The sequence below is a fragment of the Mesorhizobium sp. M2E.F.Ca.ET.209.01.1.1 genome, from assembly GCF_004010375.2.
GTDB lineage: Bacteria > Pseudomonadota > Alphaproteobacteria > Rhizobiales > Rhizobiaceae > Mesorhizobium.
This window is the reverse complement of the sequence record NZ_SADP02000003.1, coordinates 302,141-326,606: the sequence shown is the minus strand read 5'-3', so window position 1 is coordinate 326,606 and position 24,466 is coordinate 302,141. Positions and strand designations below refer to the sequence as shown.

The 24,466-nt window shown below is 65.6% G+C and carries 25 protein-coding genes; 16 read left to right on the top strand and 9 right to left on the bottom strand.

All coding sequences use genetic code 11. The annotated features are described in order from the left end of the window. Nucleotides 1-5: 5 nt before the first annotated feature. The 3 genes from EN852_RS07750 to EN852_RS07740 are packed head-to-tail and all read left to right on the top strand — an operon-like array spanning nucleotide 6 to nucleotide 4,040. Complete coding sequence (locus tag EN852_RS07750; RefSeq protein ID WP_127874141.1) at nucleotides 6-974, top strand: D-2-hydroxyacid dehydrogenase; 969 nt, start codon at nucleotides 6-8, stop codon at nucleotides 972-974. Between the two features lie 21 nt (nucleotides 975-995). Continuing rightward, nucleotides 996-2,537 (top strand): trimethylamine methyltransferase family protein, encoded by a 1,542-nt coding sequence (locus EN852_RS07745; protein ID WP_127874142.1) that lies wholly within the window; start codon nucleotides 996-998, stop codon nucleotides 2,535-2,537. A 12-nt stretch (nucleotides 2,538-2,549) separates the two neighbouring features. Beyond that, nucleotides 2,550-4,040, top strand: a complete 1,491-nt coding sequence (locus EN852_RS07740) for a D-aminoacylase (RefSeq protein WP_127874143.1) — start codon at nucleotides 2,550-2,552, stop codon at nucleotides 4,038-4,040. Here EN852_RS07740 and EN852_RS07735 read toward each other — a convergent pair. The 7 genes from EN852_RS07735 to EN852_RS07705 are packed head-to-tail and all read right to left on the bottom strand — an operon-like array spanning nucleotide 4,025 to nucleotide 11,145. Further along, complete coding sequence (locus EN852_RS07735) at nucleotides 4,025-4,690, bottom strand: isochorismatase family cysteine hydrolase (protein WP_127874144.1); 666 nt, start codon at nucleotides 4,688-4,690, stop codon at nucleotides 4,025-4,027. The two genes, EN852_RS07740 and EN852_RS07735, sit on opposite strands and share 16 nt — an antisense overlap. Continuing rightward, the gene (locus tag EN852_RS07730; protein ID WP_127874145.1) at nucleotides 4,687-5,970 is read right to left on the bottom strand and encodes a Zn-dependent hydrolase; all 1,284 of its coding nucleotides are present in this window, start codon (nucleotides 5,968-5,970) and stop codon (nucleotides 4,687-4,689) included. The genes EN852_RS07735 and EN852_RS07730 overlap by 4 nt, the downstream gene beginning before the upstream one ends. Continuing rightward, nucleotides 5,967-7,127, bottom strand: coding sequence for an FAD-binding oxidoreductase (locus EN852_RS07725; protein ID WP_127874146.1), 1,161 nt, complete (start codon nucleotides 7,125-7,127; stop codon nucleotides 5,967-5,969). The genes EN852_RS07730 and EN852_RS07725 overlap by 4 nt, the downstream gene beginning before the upstream one ends. Beyond that, nucleotides 7,124-8,437, bottom strand: a complete 1,314-nt coding sequence (locus EN852_RS07720) for a Coenzyme F420 hydrogenase/dehydrogenase, beta subunit C-terminal domain (protein ID WP_127874147.1) — start codon at nucleotides 8,435-8,437, stop codon at nucleotides 7,124-7,126. The genes EN852_RS07725 and EN852_RS07720 overlap by 4 nt, the downstream gene beginning before the upstream one ends. 5 nt (nucleotides 8,438-8,442) lie before the next feature. Further along, complete coding sequence (locus EN852_RS07715; RefSeq protein WP_127874148.1) at nucleotides 8,443-9,357, bottom strand: nitrilase-related carbon-nitrogen hydrolase; 915 nt, start codon at nucleotides 9,355-9,357, stop codon at nucleotides 8,443-8,445. Then, a complete protein-coding gene (gene hydA, locus EN852_RS07710) occupies nucleotides 9,342-10,772 on the bottom strand; it encodes a dihydropyrimidinase (RefSeq protein ID WP_127874149.1) in 1,431 nt (476 codons plus the stop codon). Before hydA ends, EN852_RS07715 begins: the two co-directional genes overlap by 16 nt. Before the next feature lie 22 nt (nucleotides 10,773-10,794). Further along, nucleotides 10,795-11,145 carry a RidA family protein gene (locus tag EN852_RS07705; RefSeq protein WP_112127495.1) on the bottom strand — a complete coding sequence of 117 codons (351 nt, stop codon included), beginning with the start codon at nucleotides 11,143-11,145 and terminating at the stop codon, nucleotides 10,795-10,797. Nucleotides 11,146-11,380: 235 nt separating this feature from the next. On the opposite strand from EN852_RS07705, the gene EN852_RS07700 reads away from it, so the two are divergent. The 10 genes from EN852_RS07700 (at nucleotide 11,381) to EN852_RS07660 (ending at nucleotide 20,908) form a co-directional block, all read left to right on the top strand. Then, a complete protein-coding gene (locus EN852_RS07700; protein ID WP_189545768.1) occupies nucleotides 11,381-12,628 on the top strand; it encodes an MFS transporter in 1,248 nt (415 codons plus the stop codon). Continuing rightward, the gene (locus EN852_RS07695) at nucleotides 12,628-13,392 is read left to right on the top strand and encodes an SDR family oxidoreductase (RefSeq protein ID WP_127874150.1); all 765 of its coding nucleotides are present in this window, start codon (nucleotides 12,628-12,630) and stop codon (nucleotides 13,390-13,392) included. The genes EN852_RS07700 and EN852_RS07695 overlap by 1 nt, the downstream gene beginning before the upstream one ends. 24 nt (nucleotides 13,393-13,416) lie before the next feature. Then, the gene (locus EN852_RS07690) at nucleotides 13,417-14,439 is read left to right on the top strand and encodes an NAD(P)-dependent oxidoreductase (protein ID WP_127874151.1); all 1,023 of its coding nucleotides are present in this window, start codon (nucleotides 13,417-13,419) and stop codon (nucleotides 14,437-14,439) included. Nucleotides 14,440-14,467: 28 nt separating this feature from the next. Further along, nucleotides 14,468-15,400 carry a polysaccharide deacetylase family protein gene (locus EN852_RS07685; RefSeq protein ID WP_127874152.1) on the top strand — a complete coding sequence of 311 codons (933 nt, stop codon included), beginning with the start codon at nucleotides 14,468-14,470 and terminating at the stop codon, nucleotides 15,398-15,400. Between the two features lie 3 nt (nucleotides 15,401-15,403). Continuing rightward, complete coding sequence (locus EN852_RS07680) at nucleotides 15,404-16,738, top strand: dihydroorotase family protein (RefSeq protein WP_127874153.1); 1,335 nt, start codon at nucleotides 15,404-15,406, stop codon at nucleotides 16,736-16,738. Between the two features lie 6 nt (nucleotides 16,739-16,744). Continuing rightward, entirely contained in the window at nucleotides 16,745-17,518 is a 774-nt protein-coding gene (locus tag EN852_RS07675) for a glucose 1-dehydrogenase (RefSeq protein ID WP_127874154.1), read from the top strand. A gap of 92 nt (nucleotides 17,519-17,610) precedes the next feature. Beyond that, a complete protein-coding gene (locus EN852_RS42215) occupies nucleotides 17,611-17,931 on the top strand; it encodes a hypothetical protein (protein ID WP_246694206.1) in 321 nt (106 codons plus the stop codon). Continuing rightward, a complete protein-coding gene (locus EN852_RS07670) occupies nucleotides 17,895-18,809 on the top strand; it encodes an HlyD family secretion protein (RefSeq protein WP_246694205.1) in 915 nt (304 codons plus the stop codon). The genes EN852_RS42215 and EN852_RS07670 overlap by 37 nt, the downstream gene beginning before the upstream one ends. Continuing rightward, nucleotides 18,806-20,407: a DHA2 family efflux MFS transporter permease subunit gene (locus tag EN852_RS07665; protein ID WP_127874155.1), complete on the top strand. Its 1,602-nt coding sequence runs from the start codon at nucleotides 18,806-18,808 to the stop codon at nucleotides 20,405-20,407. The genes EN852_RS07670 and EN852_RS07665 overlap by 4 nt, the downstream gene beginning before the upstream one ends. Before the next feature lie 69 nt (nucleotides 20,408-20,476). Next, nucleotides 20,477-20,908 carry a cupin domain-containing protein gene (locus EN852_RS07660; protein WP_127874156.1) on the top strand — a complete coding sequence of 144 codons (432 nt, stop codon included), beginning with the start codon at nucleotides 20,477-20,479 and terminating at the stop codon, nucleotides 20,906-20,908. A 45-nt stretch (nucleotides 20,909-20,953) separates the two neighbouring features. On the opposite strand, the gene EN852_RS07655 is transcribed toward EN852_RS07660, so the two are convergent. After that, entirely contained in the window at nucleotides 20,954-21,409 is a 456-nt protein-coding gene (locus EN852_RS07655; protein WP_127874157.1) for a carboxymuconolactone decarboxylase family protein, read from the bottom strand. Between the two features lie 191 nt (nucleotides 21,410-21,600). On the opposite strand from EN852_RS07655, the gene EN852_RS07650 reads away from it, so the two are divergent. The 3 genes from EN852_RS07650 to EN852_RS07640 all read left to right on the top strand — a co-directional run bounded on the left by EN852_RS07650 (nucleotide 21,601) and on the right by EN852_RS07640 (nucleotide 23,427). Beyond that, entirely contained in the window at nucleotides 21,601-22,356 is a 756-nt protein-coding gene (locus EN852_RS07650) for a copper homeostasis protein CutC (RefSeq protein ID WP_127874158.1), read from the top strand. An 11-nt stretch (nucleotides 22,357-22,367) separates the two neighbouring features. After that, on the top strand, nucleotides 22,368-22,865 hold the full coding sequence (locus EN852_RS07645; protein ID WP_127874159.1) for a GNAT family N-acetyltransferase: 498 nt from the start codon (nucleotides 22,368-22,370) through the stop codon (nucleotides 22,863-22,865). Between the two features lie 76 nt (nucleotides 22,866-22,941). Continuing rightward, the gene (locus tag EN852_RS07640; RefSeq protein ID WP_127874160.1) at nucleotides 22,942-23,427 is read left to right on the top strand and encodes an SRPBCC family protein; all 486 of its coding nucleotides are present in this window, start codon (nucleotides 22,942-22,944) and stop codon (nucleotides 23,425-23,427) included. Between the two features lie 2 nt (nucleotides 23,428-23,429). On the opposite strand, the gene EN852_RS07635 is transcribed toward EN852_RS07640, so the two are convergent. Beyond that, a complete protein-coding gene (locus tag EN852_RS07635) occupies nucleotides 23,430-24,452 on the bottom strand; it encodes an acyltransferase (protein ID WP_127874161.1) in 1,023 nt (340 codons plus the stop codon). Nucleotides 24,453-24,466 lie beyond the last annotated feature (14 nt).

Sequence of the window (24,466 nt, the reverse complement as noted above, 5' to 3'; positions counted from 1 at the left end):
TAGCGATGTCGGCGCGCCCAACAATCATCCTGCACACCGACAAGCCGGCCGGCGCGCTTGCCGTGCTCGCCGAGACGCATCCGGACCTCGATGTCCATGCCTGCGATACCTATGCCGGCCTTCCCGCGCTGATCGAGCAGACCAGCGCCGAGGTGGTCTATTCGATCCGCTTCGACGGCACGCCGCGCTATCCGCGCCAGGCCCTTGTCGAGAGCCCGACGGTAAAATGGGTGTCGATCGGCGGCTCCGGCACCGACCATCTCGGGCGCTGGGATCCCACGCATGTCACGGTGACGAACTCGGCCGGCGTCGCCGCCGGCATGCTGGCCGAATATGCGCTTGGCGCCATGCTCTCCTTCTCGCTCGACCTGCGCGGATTCGAGCGCCGCCAGCGGGCCCGCCAATGGGGCGGCGGCCGCGTCGAGCCGATCGAGGGCAAGACCGTCTTGATCCTCGGCCTCGGCAAGACCGGCGAAGCCGTCGCGCGCCGTGCGCAGGCGATGGGCCTGCACACGCTTGGCGTCCGCGCACGGCCGAAGCCGATGCCTTCGCTCGACGAGGTTCACGGTCCCGACGCGCTGCTGGCGCTGATCGGCCGCGCCGATTTCATCGTCTGCTGCGTGCCTCTGCTGCCGACCACGCGCGGGCTGCTCGGCGAGGCCGTCTTCGCCGCGATGAAACCCTCCGCCGTGCTCATCGACATTTCGCGCGGCGGCGTCGTCGAGGAAGCCGCATTGCTCAGCGCGCTCGACAAGGGGCGGATCAGGGGCGCGGCCCTCGATGTCTTCGCGACCGAGCCGCTGCCGGCGGAGCATCCGCTCTGGGGCTACGACAACGTCGCCGTCACGCCGCATTGCGCGGCCGTCTATGACGGCTGGGACATCAAGTCGGTGCACATGTTCGCCGACAATCTGGCGCGCTACCGCAAAGGCGAGCCGCTGGAGAATGTGGTCAATCCGGAACGCGGGTACTGAAAGCCGGGAGGAAATAATCCGATGTCACAGGACAGACGTGGCGGCGGCCGCCGATCGAAACTTGGGCGCAGCGGCGGCGGTATTGCGCAACTGCCGTGGCAGAGCGTGAGAAACCCCTACCCGCCGATGCAGCTCCTCGACGAGGAGCGCATGGATCAGCTGCACAAGACGTCGATGCGCATCCTGTCCGAACTCGGCATCCGGGTCATGAGCGAGAAGGTGATGGACCTGTTCGCCAAGGCCGGCGCCATCGTCGACCGAGAGAGCAACACCATCCGCATCGACGAGAGCATCGTCGCCGAGGCGCTGCGCAACGTTCCCTCCTCCTTCACGCTGACCAGCCGCAACCCCGACAAGCAGGTTGAGTTCGGCGGCAATTCGCTGGTCTTCGGCCTGGTCGCCGGTCCGCCCAACGTGCATGACCGCATCAACGGCCGCCGTCCAGGCAACCTCCCCGACTACCAGAACTTCATCCGGCTGGCGCACCACTTCAACGCCATCCACATCATCGGCAACCAGGTGGTGGCGCCGATCGAATTGCCGGCCAATTCGCGCCATCTCGACACCTACCACGCCAATCTGACGCTGAGCGACCTCTCCTTCCATTGCACGGCGATCGGCCGCGCCAGGGCGATGGACGGCATCAACATGATGGCGATCGCGCGCGGCATCTCTGTCGAAGAGATGCGCGCTTCGCCGGGCGTTACCACGATCATCTCGATCAACTCGCCGCGCCTATTCGACGATGCGATGGCGGAAGGCCTGATCGCCATGGCCGAGCATGGCCAGCCGGTCACCGTGACGCCGTTCACGCTGATGGGCGCGATGACGCCGGTGACGCTTGCCGCAGCACTTTGCCAGCAGAACGCCGAGGCGCTGTTCGGCGTGGTGCTGACGCAGCTCGTCAGTCCCGGCACGCCGGTAATGTACGGCGCCTTCACCTCCAATGTCGACATGAAGTCCGGCGCGCCCGCCTTCGGCACGCCGGAGAACGCCAAGGCCAACATCATCGCCGGGCAATTGGCGCGCCGCTACAACCTGCCCTATCGCACCTCCAACGCCAATGCCTCCAACGTCGTCGACCTGCAGGCCGCCTATGAGACCGAGATGGCGACTTGGGGCGCGGTCCTCGGCGGCGCCAATCTCATCTACCACGCGGCCGGCTGGCTGGAGGGTGGCCTGACCGCGTCCTACGAGAAGCTCGTGCTCGACGTCGAGATCCTGCAGAACATGATGGAGTTCCTGCGGCCCTTACCGTTCCAGGAAGACGACCTCGGCTTCGAAGCGATCAAGTCGGTTCCGGCCGGCGGCCATTTCTTCGGCGCCGAGCACACCATGTCGCGCTACACCACCGCCTTCTACCAGCCGATGCTCTCCAACTGGCAGAACCACGGCGCCTGGGAGGAGGCCGGCGGCAAGGACGCGCTGGAGCGAGCGACCGAGCTCTGGCAGCAGGCGCTGCACGATTACGAGGAACCGGTGATGGACCCCACGATCCGCGAGGAGCTCGACGCCTATGTCGCGCGCCGCCGCGAGGAGATCGCGGCCAATCCGGAAGCTTAGGAAATTCGTTTAATGCCTTACGATCTCGTCATTCGTCACGCGACGCTGATTGCCGGTGATGGCTCGAAACCGTTCGAGGCCGACATCGCCGTCACCGGCGGTAGGATCGCGGCGATCGGGCGGCTCGGCGATGCGAAAGGCGTTGAGGAAATCGACGCGCGAGGCAAGGTCGTCGCGCCGGGCTTCATCGACGTGCACACCCATGACGACGGCGCGCTGCTAGCCCCGCGCGGCATGGACCCGAAGATCAGCCAGGGTGTGACAACGGTGATTGCCGGCAATTGCGGCGTCAGCCTCGCGCCGCTGCTGCTCGACAAGACCCCGCCCCCGCCCTTCACGCTGGTCGGCGGCCGCGAGAATTTCCGCTTCGACCGCTTTGCCGACTATGTCGCCGAGCTGAAGCGCCGCGGCATTGCCACCAACGCGGCCCTGCTCGTCGGGCACACCACTTTGCGCCAGCGCTGCATGGCGGTGACCGACCGGCCGGCCAATGAAGCGGAAACGGCGGCGATGCAGGAAGCGGTCGCCGAAGCGATGGCGGAAGGCGCGTTCGGCCTCAGCACCGGCCTCGACTATCCGCCGGCCGTCAACTCCTCGACCGAAGAGGTCAAGGCCCTCGCCGCCACGGCGGCAAGCCTCGGCGGCCCCTATGTCACCCACACGCGCAACTATTTCGAGACGATGGACGAAGCGATCGAGGAAGCGATCGACATCGCGGACCATGCTGGCGGCAAGCTGTTCATCTCGCACCACCAGTGCACCGGCCGCGCCAATTTCGGCAAGAGCCGGCCCTCGCTGGAAAGGATTGACCGGGCGCGCGAGACGATGGACATCGGCATGGATGTCTACCCCTATGCCGCGAGCTCGACCGTGCTTCGGCTGGAACGCTGCGACACCGGGCTGAAGATCCTGATCACCTGGTCCGATCCGCATCCGGAGATGGCCAGGCGCGAGATCGCGGACATCGCGCGCGAATGGAACTGCACCGAACGCGATGCCGGTCAGCGCCTGCTGCCTGCCGGCGCGGTCTATTTCCAGCTCGACGAGGACGATGTCCGCAACATCATCGCCCATCCGCGCACGATGATTGGCTCCGACGGCCTGCCGCATGACATCCATCCGCATCCGCGCCTCTGGGGCACGTTTCCACGCGTGCTCGGGCACTACGCGCGTGACATCGGACTGCTCACTCTCGAGGAAGCGGTGTTCCGCATGACCGGCCTGCCCGCACGGGAATTCGGCATCGCGCAACGCGGCCTGCTTGCCGAAGGCAATTTCGCTGACCTCGTCGTCTTCGATCCCGAGACGATCATCGACACCGCCACTTTCGAGGAGCCGCGCCGGCCCGCCGCCGGCATCGAGCATGTCTTCGTCAACGGCGTATCGGTGTGGCGCGGCGGCAGGGCGACCGGCGCGCTGCCGGGTTTGGTTCTGAAACCATCGGCTTCAAAACCGACCGTCAGAGGCGCATGCGGCTGCGGCGCCGATCACAGCGCCTCGTAAATCCTATCGACCGTCTCCAGCGTGTAGGCGAACTCCACCGGCCGCGTGCAGCGCCAACCGTCGAAAGGCTGCCCGGCAAGCGCCTTCAGCGCCTGGGGCAGACGAAGGATGCCACCGCCATAAAGCCGGTTCGCCATGTCGAGCATGCCGGTGCGGTGCATGGCTTCCGTCATGCTGCCGCAGGCGTCCTTGACCAGCCAGACGCGAAATCCGTGGTAGACCGCGTCGAAGACGCTTGCGGTCACGCAGCTATCGGTCAGCACGCCCGCGACGATCAGGTTCTCAACCCCGAGCACGGCGAGCCGCTGCGAAAGATCGGTCCTCCGAAAGGCGCTCGGCCAGTGCTTGTGGATGACGATGTCGCCCGGCAGCGCCGCCACCTCGGCGCAGATTTGAGCCCCCTCGCTGCCGGCGACGGCGGAGCGGAATTCCTCGGTCAGGATCTCTTCTTGCCTGGCATAGCCGTCGCGTTCTTCCGGCTTTACCCAGGCCTGCGCATGGATGACCGGCAGGCCCGCCTTGCGGGCGGCTTCGATCAACTGGGCAGTGTTGACAAGCACCGCATCATAGCCGACCACCGGCCAAGCCGCGCCGGGGCGGTATTCATTCTGCAGGTCGATGACGAGCAAGGCGGCCTTGGCGAGGTTCATGGCTGATCCAGGGGATTGTCGAAATCGGTGACGAAACGCAGGAGCAGCCGGATCGCCTGATCGAGATCGGCGATCTCCATCGCTTCATGCGGGTTGTGGCTGCCATTCTCATTGCGCACGAAGAGCATGGCGGTCGGAATGCCGGCGCCAGCAAAGGTCGCCGCGTCGTGCCCGGCGCCGCTCGGCACATGCGGTGCGCGCATCTGCAGTTCGGCCGCGGCACGATCCAAGCCCGCTATCAGCGCCGGCGACATCGTCGCCGGTTCCCAGGTGAAGCGCGGCCCAAGCTCGAAGGTCACGCCGCGCTTGCTGCCGATCTCGCCGAGAATGGTTCGCAGCCTCGCTTCGATCCGCTCCAAAACGGCTGCCTCGGCGCTGCGCACATCGAGCGTGAAGCCGAGTTCGCCGAGCACGCGGCTACCGCCATGCTGTGTCGGATCGGATTGCACGCGGCCGAAGGTGATGGTGACTTCATGCCCTTCGCGTTCGAGCGCATCCCATTCGATCTCGAGCGCGGCGACCAGATCGGCAAAGCCGAGCACGGCGTCATGCCGGGCGAAGCGCGGCTCGGCGCCGGAATGGGCATAAGCGCCAAGGCATTTGGCGTCGACATAGCGGAACCCGCCGGCAATCCCGGTGACGATGCCAACCGCCGCACCGGCGGCGACAAGGCGCGGTCCCTGCTCGATATGCACTTCGATGAAGGCCGCGATCCGGCCGGCATCGATGCCTGGCACGCCGCGCCGCACGGCATCGGGGTCGAACCCTTCCTCGCGCATGTGCTCGGCCAGTGTGTGGCCGCTGTCGGAACGCTTCGCTTCGAGCGCTTGCGGCTCCAGCAAACCGAGTGCAGCTTGGCTGCCCGGATAGGACAGCGGAAACCAGACCGCCTCCTCCGCGCGCGTCGCCAGAACGATCAGATCGCGCGGCAATCGGATGCCTTGCGCGACCAGCTCGGCTATCACTGCCAGACCGGCCACGACGCCTGCGGCCCCATCGAAATTGCCGCCATGCGCCACGCTGTCGAGATGCGAGCCGATGACGATCGCCGGCAAATCCGGGTCATGGCCTTTCAGCGTCAGATAGAGATTGCCGGCGGCATCGGTGCGAGCGATGGCGCCGACCTTTTCCCCCTCATTGCGCACGAGATCATGGGCGAAGCGCTCGCCGGGTCCATAGGCGACCCGTGTAATGCCTGGCGCATCGGTCGTCGCGTCAGCGAGCGCATCCAGGATGCGCCCGGCCAGTTCGCCTCCAGCCGTCAGGACGGCGCTGTTCATGACGCAACCTTGCTGGCCTCGGGCGAGACGTTGCGCAGCCGGTGCGGTGTGAGATCGTCCAGCGACACGCCTTGCCTCGCGACATCGTCCGGCAGGCCGCGTCCGGCGATCAGGCTGGCGCAAACGCGCGACAGCGCCGGCGACGTCTTGATGCCGTAGCCGCCCTGTGCGACCAGCCAGACGAAATCCGCAAACTCGTCATCAGGCCCGACCACCGGCGAGCCGTCGGCGACGAAGGTCCTGAGGCCCGCCCAGGAACGCGACACGCGCTGCACTTCGATCGTGGTCGCCCGTTCGAGACGCTCGGCGCCGATCGCGACATCGATGTCTTCCGCAAAGGCGTCCATCGGCTCAGACGGCGTGGCATCGGCCGGCGACACGAACAGCTGCCCGGCATCCGGCTTGAAATAGAACTCCGCGCCGACATCGTTGACCAGCGGCCAGTCGCTGATGTCGAGACCGGCCGGCGCCGGGATGTTGAAGGCGGTGCGGCGTTTCGGCAGCAGGCCGACCGGGCGCACGCCCGCCATCAGCGCGATCTCGTCGCCCCAGGCGCCGGCGGCATTGACGATCAGCGGCGCAAGGAATGTGCCCGCTTCCGTCTCGACCCGCCATTGGCCGCCCTGCCTGCCGATGCCTCTCACACCGGCCTTGGTCAAGATGCGTGCGCCATGCGCCCGGGCACCGCGCAAAAAACCTTGGTGCAGGCCGTTGACGTCGATATCCATCGAATGCGGTTCGATATACGCGCCGGCGAGATAATCCCGGCGCAGCACCGGCACGCGCGCGATCGCCTCGTCCGGCGTCATCGCGACGATCGAAGGCACCAGCGCCTGCGCCGCCGCCAGATCCTCGTGCAACAGGTCGAGCTGGTCGGCACGCCCCACGGTGATCATGCCACGCTTGCTGAGCAGTGGATAATCGCAAAAACCTGTCGGCGGCTCGGTCAGGAATGCGCGGCTGGCGAGCACGATGCGACGGATGACGCCATTGCCGTAATTCTCGGTGAAGCTCGCCGCCGACCGTCCCGTGGTGTGGTAGCCGCAATGGCTCTCACGCTCGAGCAGCACAACCTTCCTGTCGCGCGAAATCTCGAAGGCCGCACCCGCGCCGGCCATGCCACCACCGATGATGATCACGTCGGTTTGTTCGTTCATGGATCCCCCAAAACTGGTCCGCGCGGCACGGCAGGCGGCTCGCCCAGCCGGCCGCGCCGCGCGCGATCGCGAGCGCCTCGCCCTTCGGCGAGATTGTCGGCCGGCGAGTTCTGCAAGGCGCAATCCCGCAATGCGAGATCGGTGACCAAAGGCACCGGCTTGCCGGCGATTGTTATGCCTTTCAGCCGCGCCCAAACCGCGCGCCGCTTGCGCACCTGATGCGACTGCAATTCGCTGATCTCGGCAATACCGCTCTCCCGCTTGATCCGCAGCACGCCAGCCTCGACAGCCGCGTCGAACAGCTCCAGCCCACGCTTCGTGCGCACGATGATGCCGTTGAGCGCCTCGTCCTCGACCGCCGGTCCGCCGTTCAGCCAGGCATCCGAGACCGCGATGTCCGCCACCTGGCCGATCGCGTCGGGACAGATCTTGCAGCGCGGCTGGATCATCCATTTGTCCTCGTCTTCCCAGAGCTGCCGGTAGCTGATCTCGAAAGCGCGGCCGTCCTTGGTTTCGATCCGATTGAGGCCCGGGTTTCCGTGCCCCCGGTAGCGGAAGAAAGACAACTCGTCCTCGCGGAGGCCAAAACGCTGCAGCACCTGCTCCGACTTGGTCAGGTCCGAGGCGCCGCCGCAGACGAAGGCGAGAGCGTAGCGCATGTGCTCGTCTACGCGGGGATCGAGCCGTGCCAGGTTGCGCACGGCGGTGATGTCGCAGGGCTTGGCGATCAGCGCGAACGGCTCGCCGCGATCGAGGATGTCGTTGAAATCGACCAGCGTCGCCGCCGGCCCATAGCGCGAGCCGGCGCCTTCCAGCACCGAAGCGGCGTCGAAGCTCAGCCTGCGTTCCGTGCGCATCGGCATCGAGCGCGAGGCCGCGACATGCAGCACGAACTTGACCCGCCCCGAGTTGAGCAGGAATTGCCCGAGCGCCGTCAGGGTCCCGCCGCCGGAGCCGACAAACCGGACCGTGGGATCGCCGGCGGACCCAAGCACGATACGCTCGACAGGCCCCCAGACCGTGTCTGCCAACGCAGCCTCGCTTATCTGCGCCGGCAGCGGACCGGCGATGCGAGTTCCCGGGCACACGGCGTTGATCTTCGCCAGTGTCGGCTTGTCCAACGCTCGCAACGCCACCGGCCGCTCGCGCCCTTCGGGCGTCGTCACCATCTCGACGTCACCGGGACCGGCGATCGACCGGCAGAGGCCGCAGCCGATGCAAAGACCATTCTCGATGATCTCCCCGAGCGACAGCGGATCGGGCCCAAGCGGCGCTGTGTCCTGGCTGCATCTGGTCTCGATCGGGCCCATCGATGTCAGACCGGATCCGAGATGCGCTTGTACTGGTCCGGGCGGCGATAGAGCGCGAAGTTGAAATTCACCTTCCGGCATGTCTCGATCAGGTCGAGATCGGCGCGGTGCACGATCACCTCGTCGTCGAGCGACATCGCCTGCGCGGCGATCTCACCCGTCGGCGCGATAATGCAGGAGCCACCGATCAGCGCTTGGCCGTCTTCTAGTCCCGCCTTGGCGGCGGCGCCGATCCAGAGCGTGTTCTGATAGGCGCCGGCCTGCATCGGCAGGTGGTTGTGGAACATGCGTAGATGCGCCAGCGCCGGCGCTTCGTCGAGCAGCAGCGGCGTGTTGTAGCCGAGCAGCGCCACCTCGGCGCCGTTGAGACAGAGCATGCGATAGGTCTCCGGCCAGCGGCGGTCGTTGCAGATCGCCATGCCAACGCGAACGCCGCGATAATCGAAGACTGGGAAGCCGAGATTGCCCGGTTCGAAATAGCGCCGTTCGAGATGCGTGGTCGTGCCCGCCTCCGGCTCGCTCGAACCCGGCACATGCATCTTGCGATAGCGGCCGATGAAGCCGCCGTCCGGCCCGACCAGATCCATCGTGTTGAAATGACGCGTGCGGCCGTCCTCCTGCGCAAGCTCACAGTAGCCGAGCGCGAAGCCAACCTTCAGCCGCGCCGCCGCGTCATAGAGCCGCCGCGTCTCCGGGCCTGGCATCGAGGCTTCGAAGAAGGCGTCGATTTCGGCCTGGCCGTCGATGCGCCAGCGCGGGAAGAAGGTGGTGAGCGCCATTTCCGGAAAGACCGCAATCTCGGCGCCGGAAGCCGCTGCCTTTTCCAGCAGATGCGCCAGGCGCCCGACCGTCTCGGCGCGCGAGGCGCTGCGCTGGATCGGCCCGGTCTGGCAAACGGCGATGGTCAGGCATCGAGCCATGGCGTCCAATCCTCGACTGGTTTTCTGAGATGCGCCGGATCTGCCGCAGTCCGCTGGACAAAGCGTCCGAAGCCCGGCCGCGCCTGCAATTTGCCGTCGGCGACCGCCGGCACGCCGCGCACCAGCACCGTGGTCGGCTTGCCGGTAACGACCCTGCCCTCATAAGGCGTGAAATCGACGCGCGAATGCAGCGCCGCGTGCCCGATCGTCCAGCGTGTCGACGGATCCCACAGCGCCAGATCCGCGTCGAGCCCGACGGCAACGCGACCCTTGCGATCGGCGAAACCGTAGGTCGAGGCGGCATTGCGCGAGGTCAGGTCGAGATAGCGCTCGAGCGTCAGCCGGCCGGTGAGCAGCCCTTCCGAAAACAGCAGCGGCAGCCGTGTCTCGATCCCGGGAATGCCGCTCAGCGTCGTGGTGAAGCCTGGCGTTTCGGAACGGCCGATCTTGTCCGCGAAATAGTATGGCGAATGGTCGGACGACCAGAGGTCGATGCCGCCATTGATCAGCTCTTGCCACAGGTGCTCATGGCTGTGCGGCGAGCGCGGCGGCGGCGAAAAGACGAAGCGCGCGGCATCGATTGCCGGGCGGTTAAGATCGCCCGCGCCCAGGAAAAGGTATTGCGGACAGGTCTCGGCGATGGCGGCCACACCGCGCGCTTTCGCCCGCGCCACCTCCTCCGCCGACTGCCAGGACGATACATGCACGATGGTCATGCGTGCGCCGGTCATTTCGGCGAAGGCCAGCGCACGATGCGTCGCCTCGCGCTCCATCGTCTCGCTGTGGGCGACGACGTGGTAGCGGATGTCCGTGCGCCCGAGATCGATCAGCCGCTGCCGCGTGCGCCGGATCGCGGCGTCGTTCTCGGCATGGACCATGACGATCCAGCCAAGGCGCCTTGCCGCGTCGAGCACTTTGAAGAACAAATCGTCGTCGACGGCAAAACCCTGATAGGTCATGAACAGCTTGACCGAGGCGATGCCGCGCCCGGCAAGCGCCTCAAGCTGCGCTTCGACATCGGCGCCGGTGCCCATGGTGACCACGGCATGCAGCCCGTAGTCGATCACGGCGCGTCCCGCGGCGCGCTCCAGCGCCCGGTCGATGGCACCAACGGTCGTCATGTCCTGTCCGGGCATGCCGAACGGCACGATGCAGGTGGTGCCGCCAAAGGCAGCGGAGATCGTGCCGGATTCGAAATCGTCGGCATTGCCCGCCCCGCCCCAGACCGGCTGGTCGAGATGGCAATGCGCGTCGATGCCGCCGGGCATCACCCAGCGGCCGCCGGCGTCGATCGACTTCTGGCCGGAGAGATCTTTGCCGATGGCGGCGATGCGGCCGCCGTCGATGCCGACGTCGCACTCGGCCCAGCCGTCGTCGAGCGCCACGCGCCCGCCTTTGATCACCAGCTCATGCATCGGCTTACCCCTGCCGGCCGGCTCAACCGACAGCCGCCGTCACCATGATCTCGACGCGATACTGGTCGCCGGCAAGCCGCGCTTCCACCGTGGCGCGCACCGGCATGGCGCTGCGGTCGATCCACGCGTCCCAGGCCGTGTTCATCATCTCGAAGTCGGCGATGTCGCGGAGCCATATCTGCGCGCTCAAGAGCTTCGACTTGTCGCTGCCGGCCTTGGCCAGAAGCGCGTCGATCTTGGCGAGGATCTGCCTGGTCTGGCTGGTGGTGTCGCCCGAAAGGTCATCGGCGGTCAGGCCGGCCACATAGACGGTGCCGTTGTAGCGCAGCACCCGGCAGAAGCGCTGGCCGTTTTCCAGGCGTTCGATCGTCATGATGTTCCCTTCCGCAGGTTCCCGGTTCTTGGCTTTTGCCTATGGTAAGGAGGGTGCAAAACGGCTGTAAAGCCCGGCGGAAGCCAAGAAGCCGCTTTCCTTCGCGGGCATGGCCAAAAAAATTTTAGCCATAGCCGCGTCAATCTTCGTTTGTGGCAACCACGCTAGAGTGTAGCTTCTTCTCGGGCTGCCGTCGGTCAACGGTCACGCCAGGGGAGCCACTGCAGCCGCATCCATGAGGTCGATCGCTCAATCCGCGGCGCGGCTCTGGCAAAATGCAGAGCGCTCCCGCGCCATGCTGCCGATCCTGGTCGGCGTCTGCCTGGCCTGTATCGGCAGCGCCATGCTGACCACCGCCGTATCGCTGCATCTCGGCAAGCCCGGCATGTCTCCCCAGGTCGTGCAGATCGTGTTGACCGCCTACCCAGTGGGCTTCCTCGTCGGATGCTTGGTGGCCCGCCCGGCGGTCGCGCAATACGGCCATGAGCGGACCTTCGTGGTGATCCAGGTGCTGGCGTTGCTGGCGGCTTGCGGCTTCGTCTTCACCGATTTCCTGCCAAGCTGGATCTGCTTCCGCCTGCTCGGCGGCATGGCGATGGCGTCGCTCTTCGTCGTCTGCGAGAGCTGGATCAACCTCTACGCCGAGCAGCACAATCGCGGCGTGCTGTTTTCGCTCTACATGCTGACGACGGCGATTGCCGTGCTGCTCGGACAGGTTCTTGTCGGCCTGGTCGGCCCGCAATCGCCACATCTTTTCCTGGTCGCGGCCGCGACGGTGCTGCTGGCGCTGGTCTCCAAATTTGTCGGCGGACGTTGGCCGGCACTGCCTGCCACCGATCCGGAGCACGCGAATTCAGCAAGACCGGTCAAGCGCCTCGGCCCGATGGCGCTGTTCCGGTTGGCGCCGGTGACGGTCGTCGCCATCTTCCAGGGTGGCATCACCAACATGAATATCTTCGTGCTGACGCCGATCTATGGCACGCAGATCGGCCTGTCGGCGGCGACGACGGTCGGGCTGGTCACCACCGTAAGCATCGCCGGCATGCTGGCGCAAACCCCGGTCGGCTGGCTGTCGGACCGGTTTGAACGGCGCATCATACTGCTTGTCCAGGGCATCCTGTCGGTCACGCTCTGCGCCACGATCGCCTGGCTCGGCAATTCTTCGGTGCCGCTGCTCTTCGTGCTGTTCTTCGTCTATGGCTGCACGGCGCTGACCGTTTATCCGGTGGCGATGGCGTTCGGCGCCTCGCAATTGCACAGCCGGCACATGGTCGGCGCGTCCGGCACGCTGCTCCTGCTCTATTCGATCGGCAATGTGGCGACGCCCGGCATTTCCGCCGGCCTGATGCAGCATATGGGCGCGCCGGCCATGTTCCTGCTTCTGGGCGGCGGCGCCGTGCTGGTCACGCTCGCTGCCTGCTACAATCTGTTGCGCCGTCCAGTCACCACGGCGACGCTGCAGGCCATAGAGGAGCAGGTCTGATGACGAATCCAGCCAAGAACCGCCTGCAAGACAGCGTCATCCTGATCGCCGGCGCCGCCAGCGGCATTGGGGCTGCGATTGCCCGCCGCTGCATCGCGGAAGGGGCGAAGGTCGTTTGCGCCGACTACGATCTGGAGCCGGCAACAAGACTCGCTGACGCGCTCGGGCCTTCCGCCGCCGCTTGCCAGTGCGACGTGACGAACATTGACTCCGCCAAATCAGCCGTCGACTTCGCCGAGAAAAAATACGGCCGGCTCGACGGGCTGGTGCACAACGCGGCGGCGTCCTCGACCAGCGCCACCGTCGTCAATCTCGACGAGAGCGCATGGCGGCACGAGATCGATGTCGGCCTGACCGGCGCTTTCCTGATGAGCAAGTTCGCCGTGCCGCTGATCGCTGCCAGCGGCGGCGGCTCCGTCGTCTTCATCGCCTCGCAATTCGGGCGCGTCGCCACCACCAGGGCGGTCGCCTATTGCGCCGCCAAGGCCGGGCTGATCCACCTGGCCAAGGCGATGGCAGTCGACCACGCGCCCGACAAGGTCCGCGTCAACAGCCTGTCGCCGGGCGCGGTTGCCACGACGCGATTGCTGCGCCGGTTTTCCGATTTCGAGGCGGCCAATGCCGGTCTCGGGCCTGCGCACCTGCTCGGCCGCATCGCCGAGCCAGACGAGATCGCCGCGGCAGCGGCCTTCCTGCTTTCCTCCGACGCTTCCTTCGTCACCGGATCCGACATGCTCGTGGATGGCGGCTATGCGACGCGCTGAACCCGTGTTTTCAAAGGAGTTCCCATGACCCTGCTCGTCACCGGCGGCACCGGCTTCGTCATGAGCGTGGTTGCGCGCGCATGGCTGGATCGCGACCCCGAAGCCCGCGCCGTGATCCTCGACCGGTCCGGCCTCGACGCGGCGGCCGAAAAGCATTTCGCGCCGGTGCGCGATCGGCTGACGGTGATTTCCGCCGACATTCTCGACCTGGAGGTCTGGTCAGCGACGCTCGACAGGCAAGGCATCACGGCGATCGTCCATGGCGCGACGATCACGCCGATCTCGCGCGGCAGCGCCTCGGAGGCAAAACGCCAGCCGGAGGCCGAGAACCCCGCTCGCATCGTCGACGTCAATCTAATGGGCACCGTGCGGATGCTCGACTGGGCGCGCGCAAGACCGGGTATCAAGCGCTTCATCTATGTCAGTTCCGGTTCCGTCTACCGCCACAACGGCCCCGACTGGAGCGGCGAGCCGCTACCGGAGGATGGCTATGTCGCGCCGCTGACGCTTTACGGCATCTCGAAATTCGCTTCCGAGATGGTCACCAACCGCTATGCCGACCTGTTCGGCCTGTCGGCGGTCTCGGTGCGGCTTGCTTCCGTCTACGGTCCGATGGACCGCGCCACCGAGAGCCGCGATTTTCGCCATGTTCCCAACCGCGTGGCGCATATGGCCCTGGCCGGCGAGACGATCAGGCCGAACAGCCTCGAGCCCGTCGGCGATTACCTGAGCTCGACCGACGTTGCCGCCGCGATCCTGGCGCTGATCGATGCTCAGCACCTCAACTACCGCCACTACAATATCGGCTCCGGCTCCAGCCAGACCATCGGCGAGATCATCGGCTGGGCAAGGGAGCGCGTGCCGGGGCTGAAGGCCGAGGTGACGTCAGGCGAAGACGCCAATATCGTCCAGGATGTGACGCTGAAAGGCGGCATGTGGGGCGCCTATGACATCGCCCGCATCATGCGCGACACAGCATGGCGGCCACGCCCCGGCAAGGAAGCCTTCCACGCCTACATGGACTGGATCGCCGCCAACGAGAACTGAAGCCGACGAGATCAGAGGAGACCAGCCGATGCCGACCGATCCGCAGCAAGCGCAGCAGCCGCGCGACTTTGTCGGCTACGGCCCGCACCCGCCCTTCGTCACCTGGCCGGGCGGCGTCAAGCTCGCCGTCAACCTCGTGCTCAACTACGAGGAAGGGTCGGAGTACAACTGGCTGGAGGACGGCCGGAACGACAATTGGGGCGAATACAATCTGACCGGCAGCATGCCGGTGCGCGACCTCGGCACCGAGACGCATTACGAATATGGCAGCCGCGCAGGCGTCTGGCGCCTGGCCAGGCTGTTCGACCGCTACGACATTCCGGTCACCTTTTCCGCCTGCGCCGTTGCGCTGGAGCGCAACCCGCCTCTGGTCGAGTGGATGAAAGCGCGCAGACATGACCTGATGGGACATGGCCTGCGCTGGATCGACTACACGACGATGGAACGAGCCGAGGAAGAGCACCATCTGCATGAGGCGATCGCGCTCTACGAGAAGCTGCTGGGAAAGCGGCCTCTGGGCTGGAACTGCCGCTCGCTGCCCAGCGTCAACACGCGCGATCTTCTGGTCGAGGAAGGCGGCTTCCTCTACCACTCCGATCCCTGCAACGACGACCTGCCCTATTTCCTCGACCATCGCGGCACGGAGATCCTGGTTGTCCCTTACTCCAAGGCGCTCAACGACAGCCGTTATCTCGTGGCGCCCGGCTACGGCAATCCGCGCGACTTCGCCGAGGACTGCCGCTCGGCCATCGACTATATGCTCGACGAGGCGGACGAGACCGGCGGCCGCATGCTGACCATCGGCATTCACGCCCGCTGGACGGGCCAGCCCAACCGCGCCTCGGGTCTGCGTGAGGTCATCGAGCATGTCCAGCAAAGCAACGGCGCCGCCTTCATGCGCCGCGAGGACATCGCCCGCTTCTGGCACGCCAACCATGCCCGCTTCGAACAGCGCGGCTGAGGGATGTTGGAGACGCTGATCCGCGGCGCGACGGTGGTGAACGCCGATGGCCTCAGCCGCGGCGATATCGGCATTGCCGCGGGCAGGATCGCCGCAATCGTCGCGCCAGGCGAAGCCGCCGAAGCCAGGACAGTTGTCGACGCCTCCGGCAGCTTTCTGTTGCCCGGTCTTGTGGATGCGCATGCGCATCTGCGCGACCCCGGCTTGACCCATAAGGAGGATTTCTCCTCCGGAACCCATGCGGCGGCGCTCGGTGGCGTGACCACCGTGCTCGACATGCCGACCGACGAGCCTTGGACGGCCACGGCCGAGCAACTCGATGACAAGATGGCGACCGCCGCAAACCGCATCCATGTCGATGTCGGCCTGCAGGCCGTGGTCAGCCGGGACTTGTCGCTCATCCCTCGCCTGCTCGACCACGCCCCGGTTTCCTTCGAGCTGTTCACCGCCGACGTGCCGGACGCTTTCCTGTTCGCAACGCTCGACAACGTCGCCGAAGCTCTGAAGGCGTTCGCCGGCGCCGATACGATGATCGGCATCTCGCCCGGCGACCAGTCGATCCTGACCGGCAGCACGGAGCGGGATCGCTCGGGCACCATCGCCGCATTCCTGGACAGCCGGCCGCCGCTCGCGGAAGCCAATGGCATCGCGCGGGCGCTTGTTGCCGCCGCCTCGACCGAGGCAAGGATCCATGTCCGCCAGATCAACTCCGAACTCGGCGTCGAGACCTGGAGCCGGCTGCGCGGCATGGCCGACGCCAGCGTAGAAACGACGCCGCAGAACCTGTTCTTCACGGCGCAAGATTACGAAACGCAGGGCGCCAACCTGAAGGCCTCGCCGCCCTTGCGCTTCGCACACGACGTCGACGCACTGCGCGCCGCGCTGAGCGCCGGGCTGATCGATATCGTCGCCACCGACCACGCCCCGCACGCGCCGGCCGAGAAGGCGGCGCCCTACGCGGCTTTCGCTGACATCCCGGGCGGCATGCCGGGGCTGCAGACGCTGCTTGCGACCATGCTGAGGCTGGTCGACGAGGGGCTTATCGCCCTGTCCGACCTGGTGCGTATGTGCTCAACCAATCCGGCCGAGCGCTTCGGCCTCGGCCTACGCAAGGGGCGGATCGCCGTCGGTTACGATGCCGATTTGCTCATTCTAGACCCTCACCAATCCAGCACCGTCGCCAATGCCGATCAGGTATCGCGGGCGGGCTATACGCCTTTCAACGGCTGGACCGCAAAAGCGCGCCTGATCAGCGTCTTCCTGCGCGGTGATGAGATCGTGCGCGAAGGAAAACTGGTCGGCGCCGCGCAAGGAAAGATCGTCACCCAGGAGAACTGAAGCCTCATGGCCTTGCTCGCAGACAAAACCGCCATCGTCACCGGAGCGAGCTCCGGCATCGGCCGCGCCATCGCGCTGAAATTCGCCGCCGAAGGGGCCAACATCGTCGTCGCCGACACGGTGGAGCAGCCTATCGAGGGCGGCCAAGCCACCGTCGACATGATCCGTTCGGCCGGCGGCACAGCCATCTATGTCAGAACCGATATCTCGGACTGGAGCGCCGTCGACGCGCTTGTCGGCGCAACCGTCGATCGCTTCGGGCGGCTCGATGTGATGGTCAACAACGCCGCGATCTACACCAGCACCAACCTGATCGCGACCACGCCGGAACAGTGGAACCGCGTCATCGGCGTCAACCTCACCGGGTTCTTCTATTGCAACAAACGGGCCGTCACGCAGATGCTCACCCAGGCGCCGGTCAACGAGGTGCGCGGCCGCATCATCAACATCTCCTCGCAGCACGGCATGGTCGCCTGCCCCGGCGATTTTCCCTACTCCGTAAGCAAGGGAGGTATCGTCCAGATGACGCGCCAGATCGCGGTCGACCATGCTGACGACCTCATCGTCTGCAACGCCATCGCACCGGGCAAGATCATCACCGGCAAGCCGGGCGTCGCCAACGACCCTGATGCGCTCGACTATTCGCGCCGTCGCACACCCTGGCCAAGGCTCGGGCAGCCGAACGACGTGGCGAGCGCGGCGCTGTTTCTCGCCAGCGACATGGCGAGCTACGTCACCGGCATCAACCTGATGGTGGATGGCGGCTGGATGGCCGGCTGACGGTCGGGTCGGTCCCCGGCGACAGGAACCTTTGCGGAAACCGCTCGTTGACCCTCCTGCGAGGGGGCCAACGATATCTGGGACCCGTTCCCATGGACGCCAAAACTGAAAGAAAAGAGCGCGAAACCGCTCCCGCCGAAGAAACGCGGGCTCAGCCCCGCTCCGATCGACGCCCGCCGGGCGACGAAAAACGCGTGGAAAATGAGCGCGCGGACGATAAGCGCGCGCAAGACACGCAGGCGAATGACAGTCGGTCCGACAGCAACAAACCCGGCCTCATCAGACGCCATCCCTACATAGCCGCGATCGTCGCCATCCTCATCCTGTTGGTCATCGCGGCCGTGGTCGTCTGGTGGATCAACGCGCGGCAGTATGAATGGACGACGACGCCTTCATCGACGCCCGCACGGTGACGGTTGGCGCGGAAATTGCCGGGCGCATCACCGATGTCGCCGTCACCGACAACCAGCCGGTCGAGGCCGGCGCCGTGCTTCTGCGCATCGACGACAGCGATTATCGGGCCTCGCTCAAACAGGCGGAAGCCGGCGTGGTGGCGGCGCGGGCCGAGATCGCCAACGTGCAGGCGCAGACCCAGGCGCAGAACGCCAAGATCGATGCCGCCGGCAAGCAGGTGGCGCAGGCTCAGGCGGCGCTCGAATTCGCCAAATCCGAGGACCAGCGCAACCGCGAGCTCCTGGCCAAGGGCACGGCAACGCAGCAGCAGGCGCAGCAGGCCACTTCGACCTTGCGTCAGGACCAGGCGGCGCTGGACGCCGCCAACGCCAATGCCGAGGCGGCGAAAAGCCAGCTCGCCGTTCTGCAGGCGCAAGGCAAGAGCGCCGAGGCCAAGCTTCGTCAGGCTGAGGCCGCCGAGAACCAGGCCAAGACCACCCTCACCCGCACCACCGTCACCTCACCCGTCGCCGGCCATGCCACCAGCATCACAGCGGCGAAAGGCACCTATGCGCAGCCCGGCCAGGTGCTGATGATGTTCGTGCCCACCGACGTCTGGGTGAAGGCCAATTTCAAGGAGACGCAGCTCGACCTGATGCGGCCGGGCCAGCCCGTCGACATCGCCATAGACGCCTATCCGGAAAAGACCTTCCATGGCCATGTCGACAGCGTTCAGGCCGGCAGCGGCACGGCGTTCAGCCTGCTGCCGGCCGAAAACGCCACCGGCAATTTCGTCAAGGTGGTGCAGCGCGTGCCGGTCAAGATCGTCTTCGACCAGCCGCCCGGCGTGTATGTCGGTCCCGGCATGTCGGTGGTGCCGACGGTCAAGGTACGATGAGCGATGCCGCCGCAACAGCCCGGGGTGACCAGAGCCGGTCGGCGGCCGGCGGCCGTAACCCCTGGCTGATCGCCATCGTCGTCTCGATCGCGACCTTCATGCTGGTGCTCGACACCTCGATCGCCAATGTCGCGCTGCGCAACATTGCCGGCAGCCTGGCCGCCGGCATGGACGAGAGCACATGGGTGATCACCACCTATCTCGTCGCCAACTCCGTCATCATCCCGGTCAGCGGCTGGCTGACCAGCATCATCGGCCGCAAGCGCTACTACATGATCTGCGTGGCGACCTTCACGCTGTCGTCGCTGCTCTGCGGGCTGGCGCCCAACCTGCCGACGCTGATCGCCTTTCGCATCCTGCAGGGGCTCGGCGGCGGCGGCATGGCGCCAAGCGAGCAATCGATCCTCGCCGACACGTTTCCGCCCGAAAAGCGTTCGCAGGCCTTTGCGCTCTACGGCATCGCGGTGATCGTCGCGCCGACGGTCGGGCCGACCATCGGCGGCTGGCTGACCGACAATTTCTCCTGGCACTGGATCTTCTTCATCAACGTGCCGTTCGGCATCATGTCGCTGGCGCTCGTGCAATGGCTGGTGATCGAGCCCGACATCCTGGAACGCGAGCGGCAGGAGCGGTTGAGCAAGGGACTGAAGGTCGACTGGATCGGCTTCATCCTGGTGGCGATGGCGCTCGGCTGCCTCGAAGTCTTCCTTGACGAAGGTCAGCGCAACGATTGGTTCGCCTCGACCTTCATCACCACCTTCGCCGTGATCTCGGCGGTATCGTTCCTGCTGCTGGTCCCCTGGGAGTGGACAAGGCGCGATCCGATCGTCGACATCCGCCTGCTGTTCAGCCGGCAATTCGGCATGTCCTTCCTAGTCATGATGGCGGTGGGCGCCGTGCTCTTCAGCACCACGCAGCTTTTGCCGCAACTGCAGCAGACGACCTTCGACTACACCGCCACGCTCTCCGGCCTGTCGATGATGCCGGGCGGCATTGCTATGCTCATGCTGATGCCGATCTCGGGCTTTGCGGCCGGTGTCATCCAGCCGCGCTATCTCATCATGTTGGGCATGTCGGTGGTCGCGGTCGCGCTCTGGCACACGACCTCGCTGACGCCCGACGCCAGCTTCAGCTTCTTCGCCTACGCTCGCGTCTTCATGATGATCGGATTGCCGTTCCTGTTCATTCCGATCTCGACCGCAGCCTATGTCGGGCTGCCGCCACAAAAGACCGACCAGGCATCCTCGCTGATCAACGTTGCCCGCAACATCGGCGGCAGCATCGGCGTATCGCTATCCAACACGGTCATCGCGCAGAACGCCCAATTCCACCAGTCGGTGCTGGTCGGCCACACCGCGCAGTCGAGCGATACCTATCAGCAGACGCTTCGCCAGGTGACGAACCATTTCGTTGCCGAGGGCTCTCCGCTGGTCGAAGCCAGGCAGCAGGCAGTCGGCTGGATCGGCCAGGAGATCGGCCGGCAGGCTTCGCTGCTCGCCTATGTCGACGTTTTCTTTTACTGCGCGATTGCAACGGCAGTGCTGGTGCCGTTTGCCCTCTTGCTGCGGCCGCCCAAACAGGCGCCAGCGAAACGATAGCTATTCCATTGTCCCGAGCTTGCGCCTTAGCGTCCTCCGCGCCAAGCTGGCGATCTCTGGAGGAATCTCATGCGTAACATCACGGCATCGGCGCTGTTTTTGGCGGCGGCATTCTTCACGACCAGCGCGAGCGCGCTGGACAGCTCGAACACGCCGGTCGTGGTGACGCCGCTGGCGTCGAAGACGACGACCGCGTCCGGCCAGCCGATCACACTGCCGCAAAAGAACGTAGAGGTTCAGGTCTCTGCCTATCAGATCGCCCCTGGCACGACGCTTCCGGTGCACAAGCACCCCTTCCCGCGCTATGCCTATGTCGAGCAAGGCACGCTCAAGGTGACCAATGTCGAGACCGGTGTCGCCAACACCTACAAGAGCGGCGACTTCATCATCGAGATGATCGGCCAATGGCATCAGGCGACCAATATCGGCGCCGATCCGGTGAAGCTGTTGGTGATCGACCAGGTCGAGCAAGGCGCCAAGAACACGATCCTGAAGCAGTAGGGCTGAAGGCGAGAAGGCCTCCCCTTCGACGGAGGCCCATTGTGCCTACCCCCAAGCACCCACCGGTTGCCGCGTGGTGGCGTTGAGGCGGTTGAAGGCGTTGATCAGCGCGATCTGGATCACCAAAGCGGCGAGCGCCTTGTCGTCATAGTGGCGCGCCGCCTCGTCCCAGACGTCGTCGGGCACCGCGTCCGAGCGGTCGGCCAGGCGCGTCGCGGCCTCCGTCAGAGCAAGCGCCGCGCGTTCGGCATCGGTGAAATAAGGCGTCTCGCGCCATGCCGACACAGCGAAGATCCGCTCATCCTTCTCGCCAGCCTTCTTCAGCTCGCGCGCATGCATGTCGACGCAGACGGCGCAGGCGTTGATCTGGCTGGCGCGCAGGTGAATGAGCTTGCGCGTGACATAGGGCACGTCGCCGGCTTCGGTCGACTTGTCGAGCGCCAAGAGCGCCTGCAGCGCGCCGGGAATGAGCATCACCGGGTTCTTCAATCTTGCTTCCATCATCCGTCTCCTCAGGTAAGTGCGGCCGACAGGCCCGTACCAATACATAACTTTCCAGTTATGAGTTACCCATAACTTTGCAGTTATGCATTGTCAAGCGGCTCTGATGGCTGGACCGATGGTTGCGGCTTTCGCGGCGACACGCCCGATGCTAGGGCAGGACATCTCCTCGAAAGCATGGATGGAAAACGGTGGCGGACACGCAAAAACCCCTGATCGAGATCTGCGTCGAAGGCATTGACGGTTTGCTTGCCGCGCAGGCCGCCGGCGCCGACCGGGTCGAGCTCTGCGCCAGCCTGATCGAGGGCGGCATCACGCCGAGCCTCGGCACGGTGCGCGCCGCGCTCGAAAGCGCGACCATTCCCTTCCATGTCATCGTGCGCCCACGCGGTGGCGATTTCCTCTACAGCGAGGCCGAATACCGCTCGATGCTCGCCGATGTCGAGGCGCTCCGCGAGCTCGGCGTTGCCGGTGTCGTCGTCGGCTGCCTGACCGCTGACGGCGCCATCGACGAGGCGCGCATGAGCGCGCTGGTTGCGGCCGCCGGCCCGCTCAATGTCACCTGCCACCGCGCCTTCGACATGACGCGCGACCCGGCCGACGCGCTCGAAGCCCTGATCCGCTGCAAGGTCGGCCGCGTGCTGACCAGCGGCCAGCGCGACACGGCCGTCGAAGGCATGGAGCTTCTGACTGAGCTCGTGCGCCTGGCGGGCGATCGCATCATTATCCTCGGCTGCGGGGCGCTGGCGCCCGACACCATCGGCGAGGTGCGCAGGCGGACCGGGCTGACCGAGATGCATTTTGCAGCCCTTGCGGACGTGCCGAGCGCCATGCGCTACCGCAACCCGAATGTCGGCATGGGCGGCACCGATCTCGACCGCGAATACCGCAACACGGTGACTGACGAAGCCCTGGTGGCGACGACGATCGCGGCCGCGAGAGCCTAAAGGCGCAAACAATGAGCAAGGAATTGCCGCCGATCGAACAGATCTCGCCCGCCGACGAGGCCGTCATCCTGGCGCTCAACAACGAGCATGCGGCGGAGTTGTCCTGGCTCAAGCCGGAGCGGCTTTCATTCCTGCTCGGCGAGGCTTTCTACACCCGCCGCATCGGCGCGCTCGAAGCCTTCATCCTATGCTTCGACCAGGACGCAGATTACGACAGCCCGAACTTCCTCTGGTTCCGCGAGCGCTATCGGCGCTTCGTCTATGTCGACCGCGTGGTGGTCGCCGCCGCGGCGCGCGGCCGCGGCCACGCCCGCCGCCTCTATGAGGATCTGTTCGAGCAGGCGCGGCGCGCCGGCCACACGATCGTCACATGCGAGGTTAATGCCGATCCGCCCAACCCGGCTTCAGATGCCTTCCACGCCGCGCTCGGCTTCACCGAAGTCGGCGATGCGGTGATCCATGGCGGCAAGAAATCGGTGCGCTATTGGGCAAAACCAATCGCCACCTGAACACACTTGAACGCTGCTGGCCAGAAGAACAAGCCGAAGCTAATATAACCGCTCGGCTGGCTGGGGGCGCGACATCATGGCGAGCAATGTCTTCCGCTTCGACGAAAGTTGGAACATCCCTGAAGGCACGCCGCAGGAAGTCTGGGACGTGCTGTCGGACGCGGAACTGCTGCCGCTCTGGTGGGGCGATGCCTATAAGGAGGTGGAGCCGCTCGACAAGAAGGGCAAGGGCGTTGTCGGCGCCCGCGCCAGGGCGAGAGCGCGCGGCGCCCTGCCCTATGAGCTGAACTTTATCATCGAGGCTGCCGAGCTCATACCCGGCCGGCTGGTGGTGGTAAAAACCTTTGGCGATTTCGACGGGCTCTGGCGAGCGGAGCTGTCTCCTTTCGGAAGCGGCACGCATGTCGACCTGGTCTGGCAGGTCACCGTCGAGAGGCCGATCCTCAAGCTGCTGGCGCCACTGCTGAGACCGGCCTTCGCCTGGAACCATCGCTGGACGACGCCGCGCGGCGAAGCCGGACTTCGCCGCTATCTCGCCGCTCGGAGGAACGGCAAGGCCTGACCTCACCAGTTGCGGTTGAGCCAGCCGCGAGCCGGTTTCTCGACAATGTAATAGCTCGCCAGCGCGCAGGCGAACACGGCCGCCAGCATCGGCACCGGCACGCTGCCGCGCTCATCGACGAATTTGTAGAAAGGCTGCTGCCAGAGATAGAGCGAGTAGGACCACAGGCCGAGCATGACCATCGGCCGCGACGACAGCAGCCCCGTCAGGTAGCCGCCGGCGAAGTCAAGCGTGTTGACGGCAAGCGCCAGCAGCGGCACGGCGACGAGATAGTGGATCGGGGTCGGCACCGGATCGAGGAACAGCAATACGCCGGCAATTGCGGCTGCAAGCGCCACATGCTGGCTCTTCAGGAAAGCCGGCAGGCGGCCGTCGGCCTTGAGCAGGCAGATCGCGGCGGATAGCAGGATCGAGGCGATGTGCACGTCGGTGCGCCAGTAGGTGGTCTCGTAGCTCATGCCGAGAAGCCCATACGAAATGGCGCCGTTGGCCATTGCCAGCAGCGCCAGCACGACCAGAAGCCGCACGACATTCGCCCTGCCGGTGACCATCACGCTGATCAGCGCCAGCAGGATATAGGAGTGCTCCTCGACGCAGAGCGACCAGATATGGTCGAGCGCGCCGGCCCGGTTGATGAAGATGCCGGCGTAATTGTAGGTGAAGGTCAGCGCCGTCAGCGCCGCCCTCCATTTAAACATGATGAAGGTCCCGGCAAGGCCGATCATGGCGGCAATCACGAACACCACAAGCGCGGGATAGATGCGCGAAAAGCGGCGCTTGAAGAATTTCTTCAGCGGATAACGCTCGATGAACAGGATTTCGCCCATCAGCCGACCGCTGAGCACGAAGAAGAACTCGACGCCGAGCACGCCGAGATTGATTCCCGGCACCGGGAAGAAATGGCCGATCAGCACCAGGGCGATCGACAGGCCGCGCCAACCATCGAGATAGGCCAGCCTTGCGCGTGCCGCTTTGTCTTCTGAGGCCCGTGGCAAGGCACCGGCGGTCGCGGAGATGTCGGTCATGCCCGTCTTTCGCA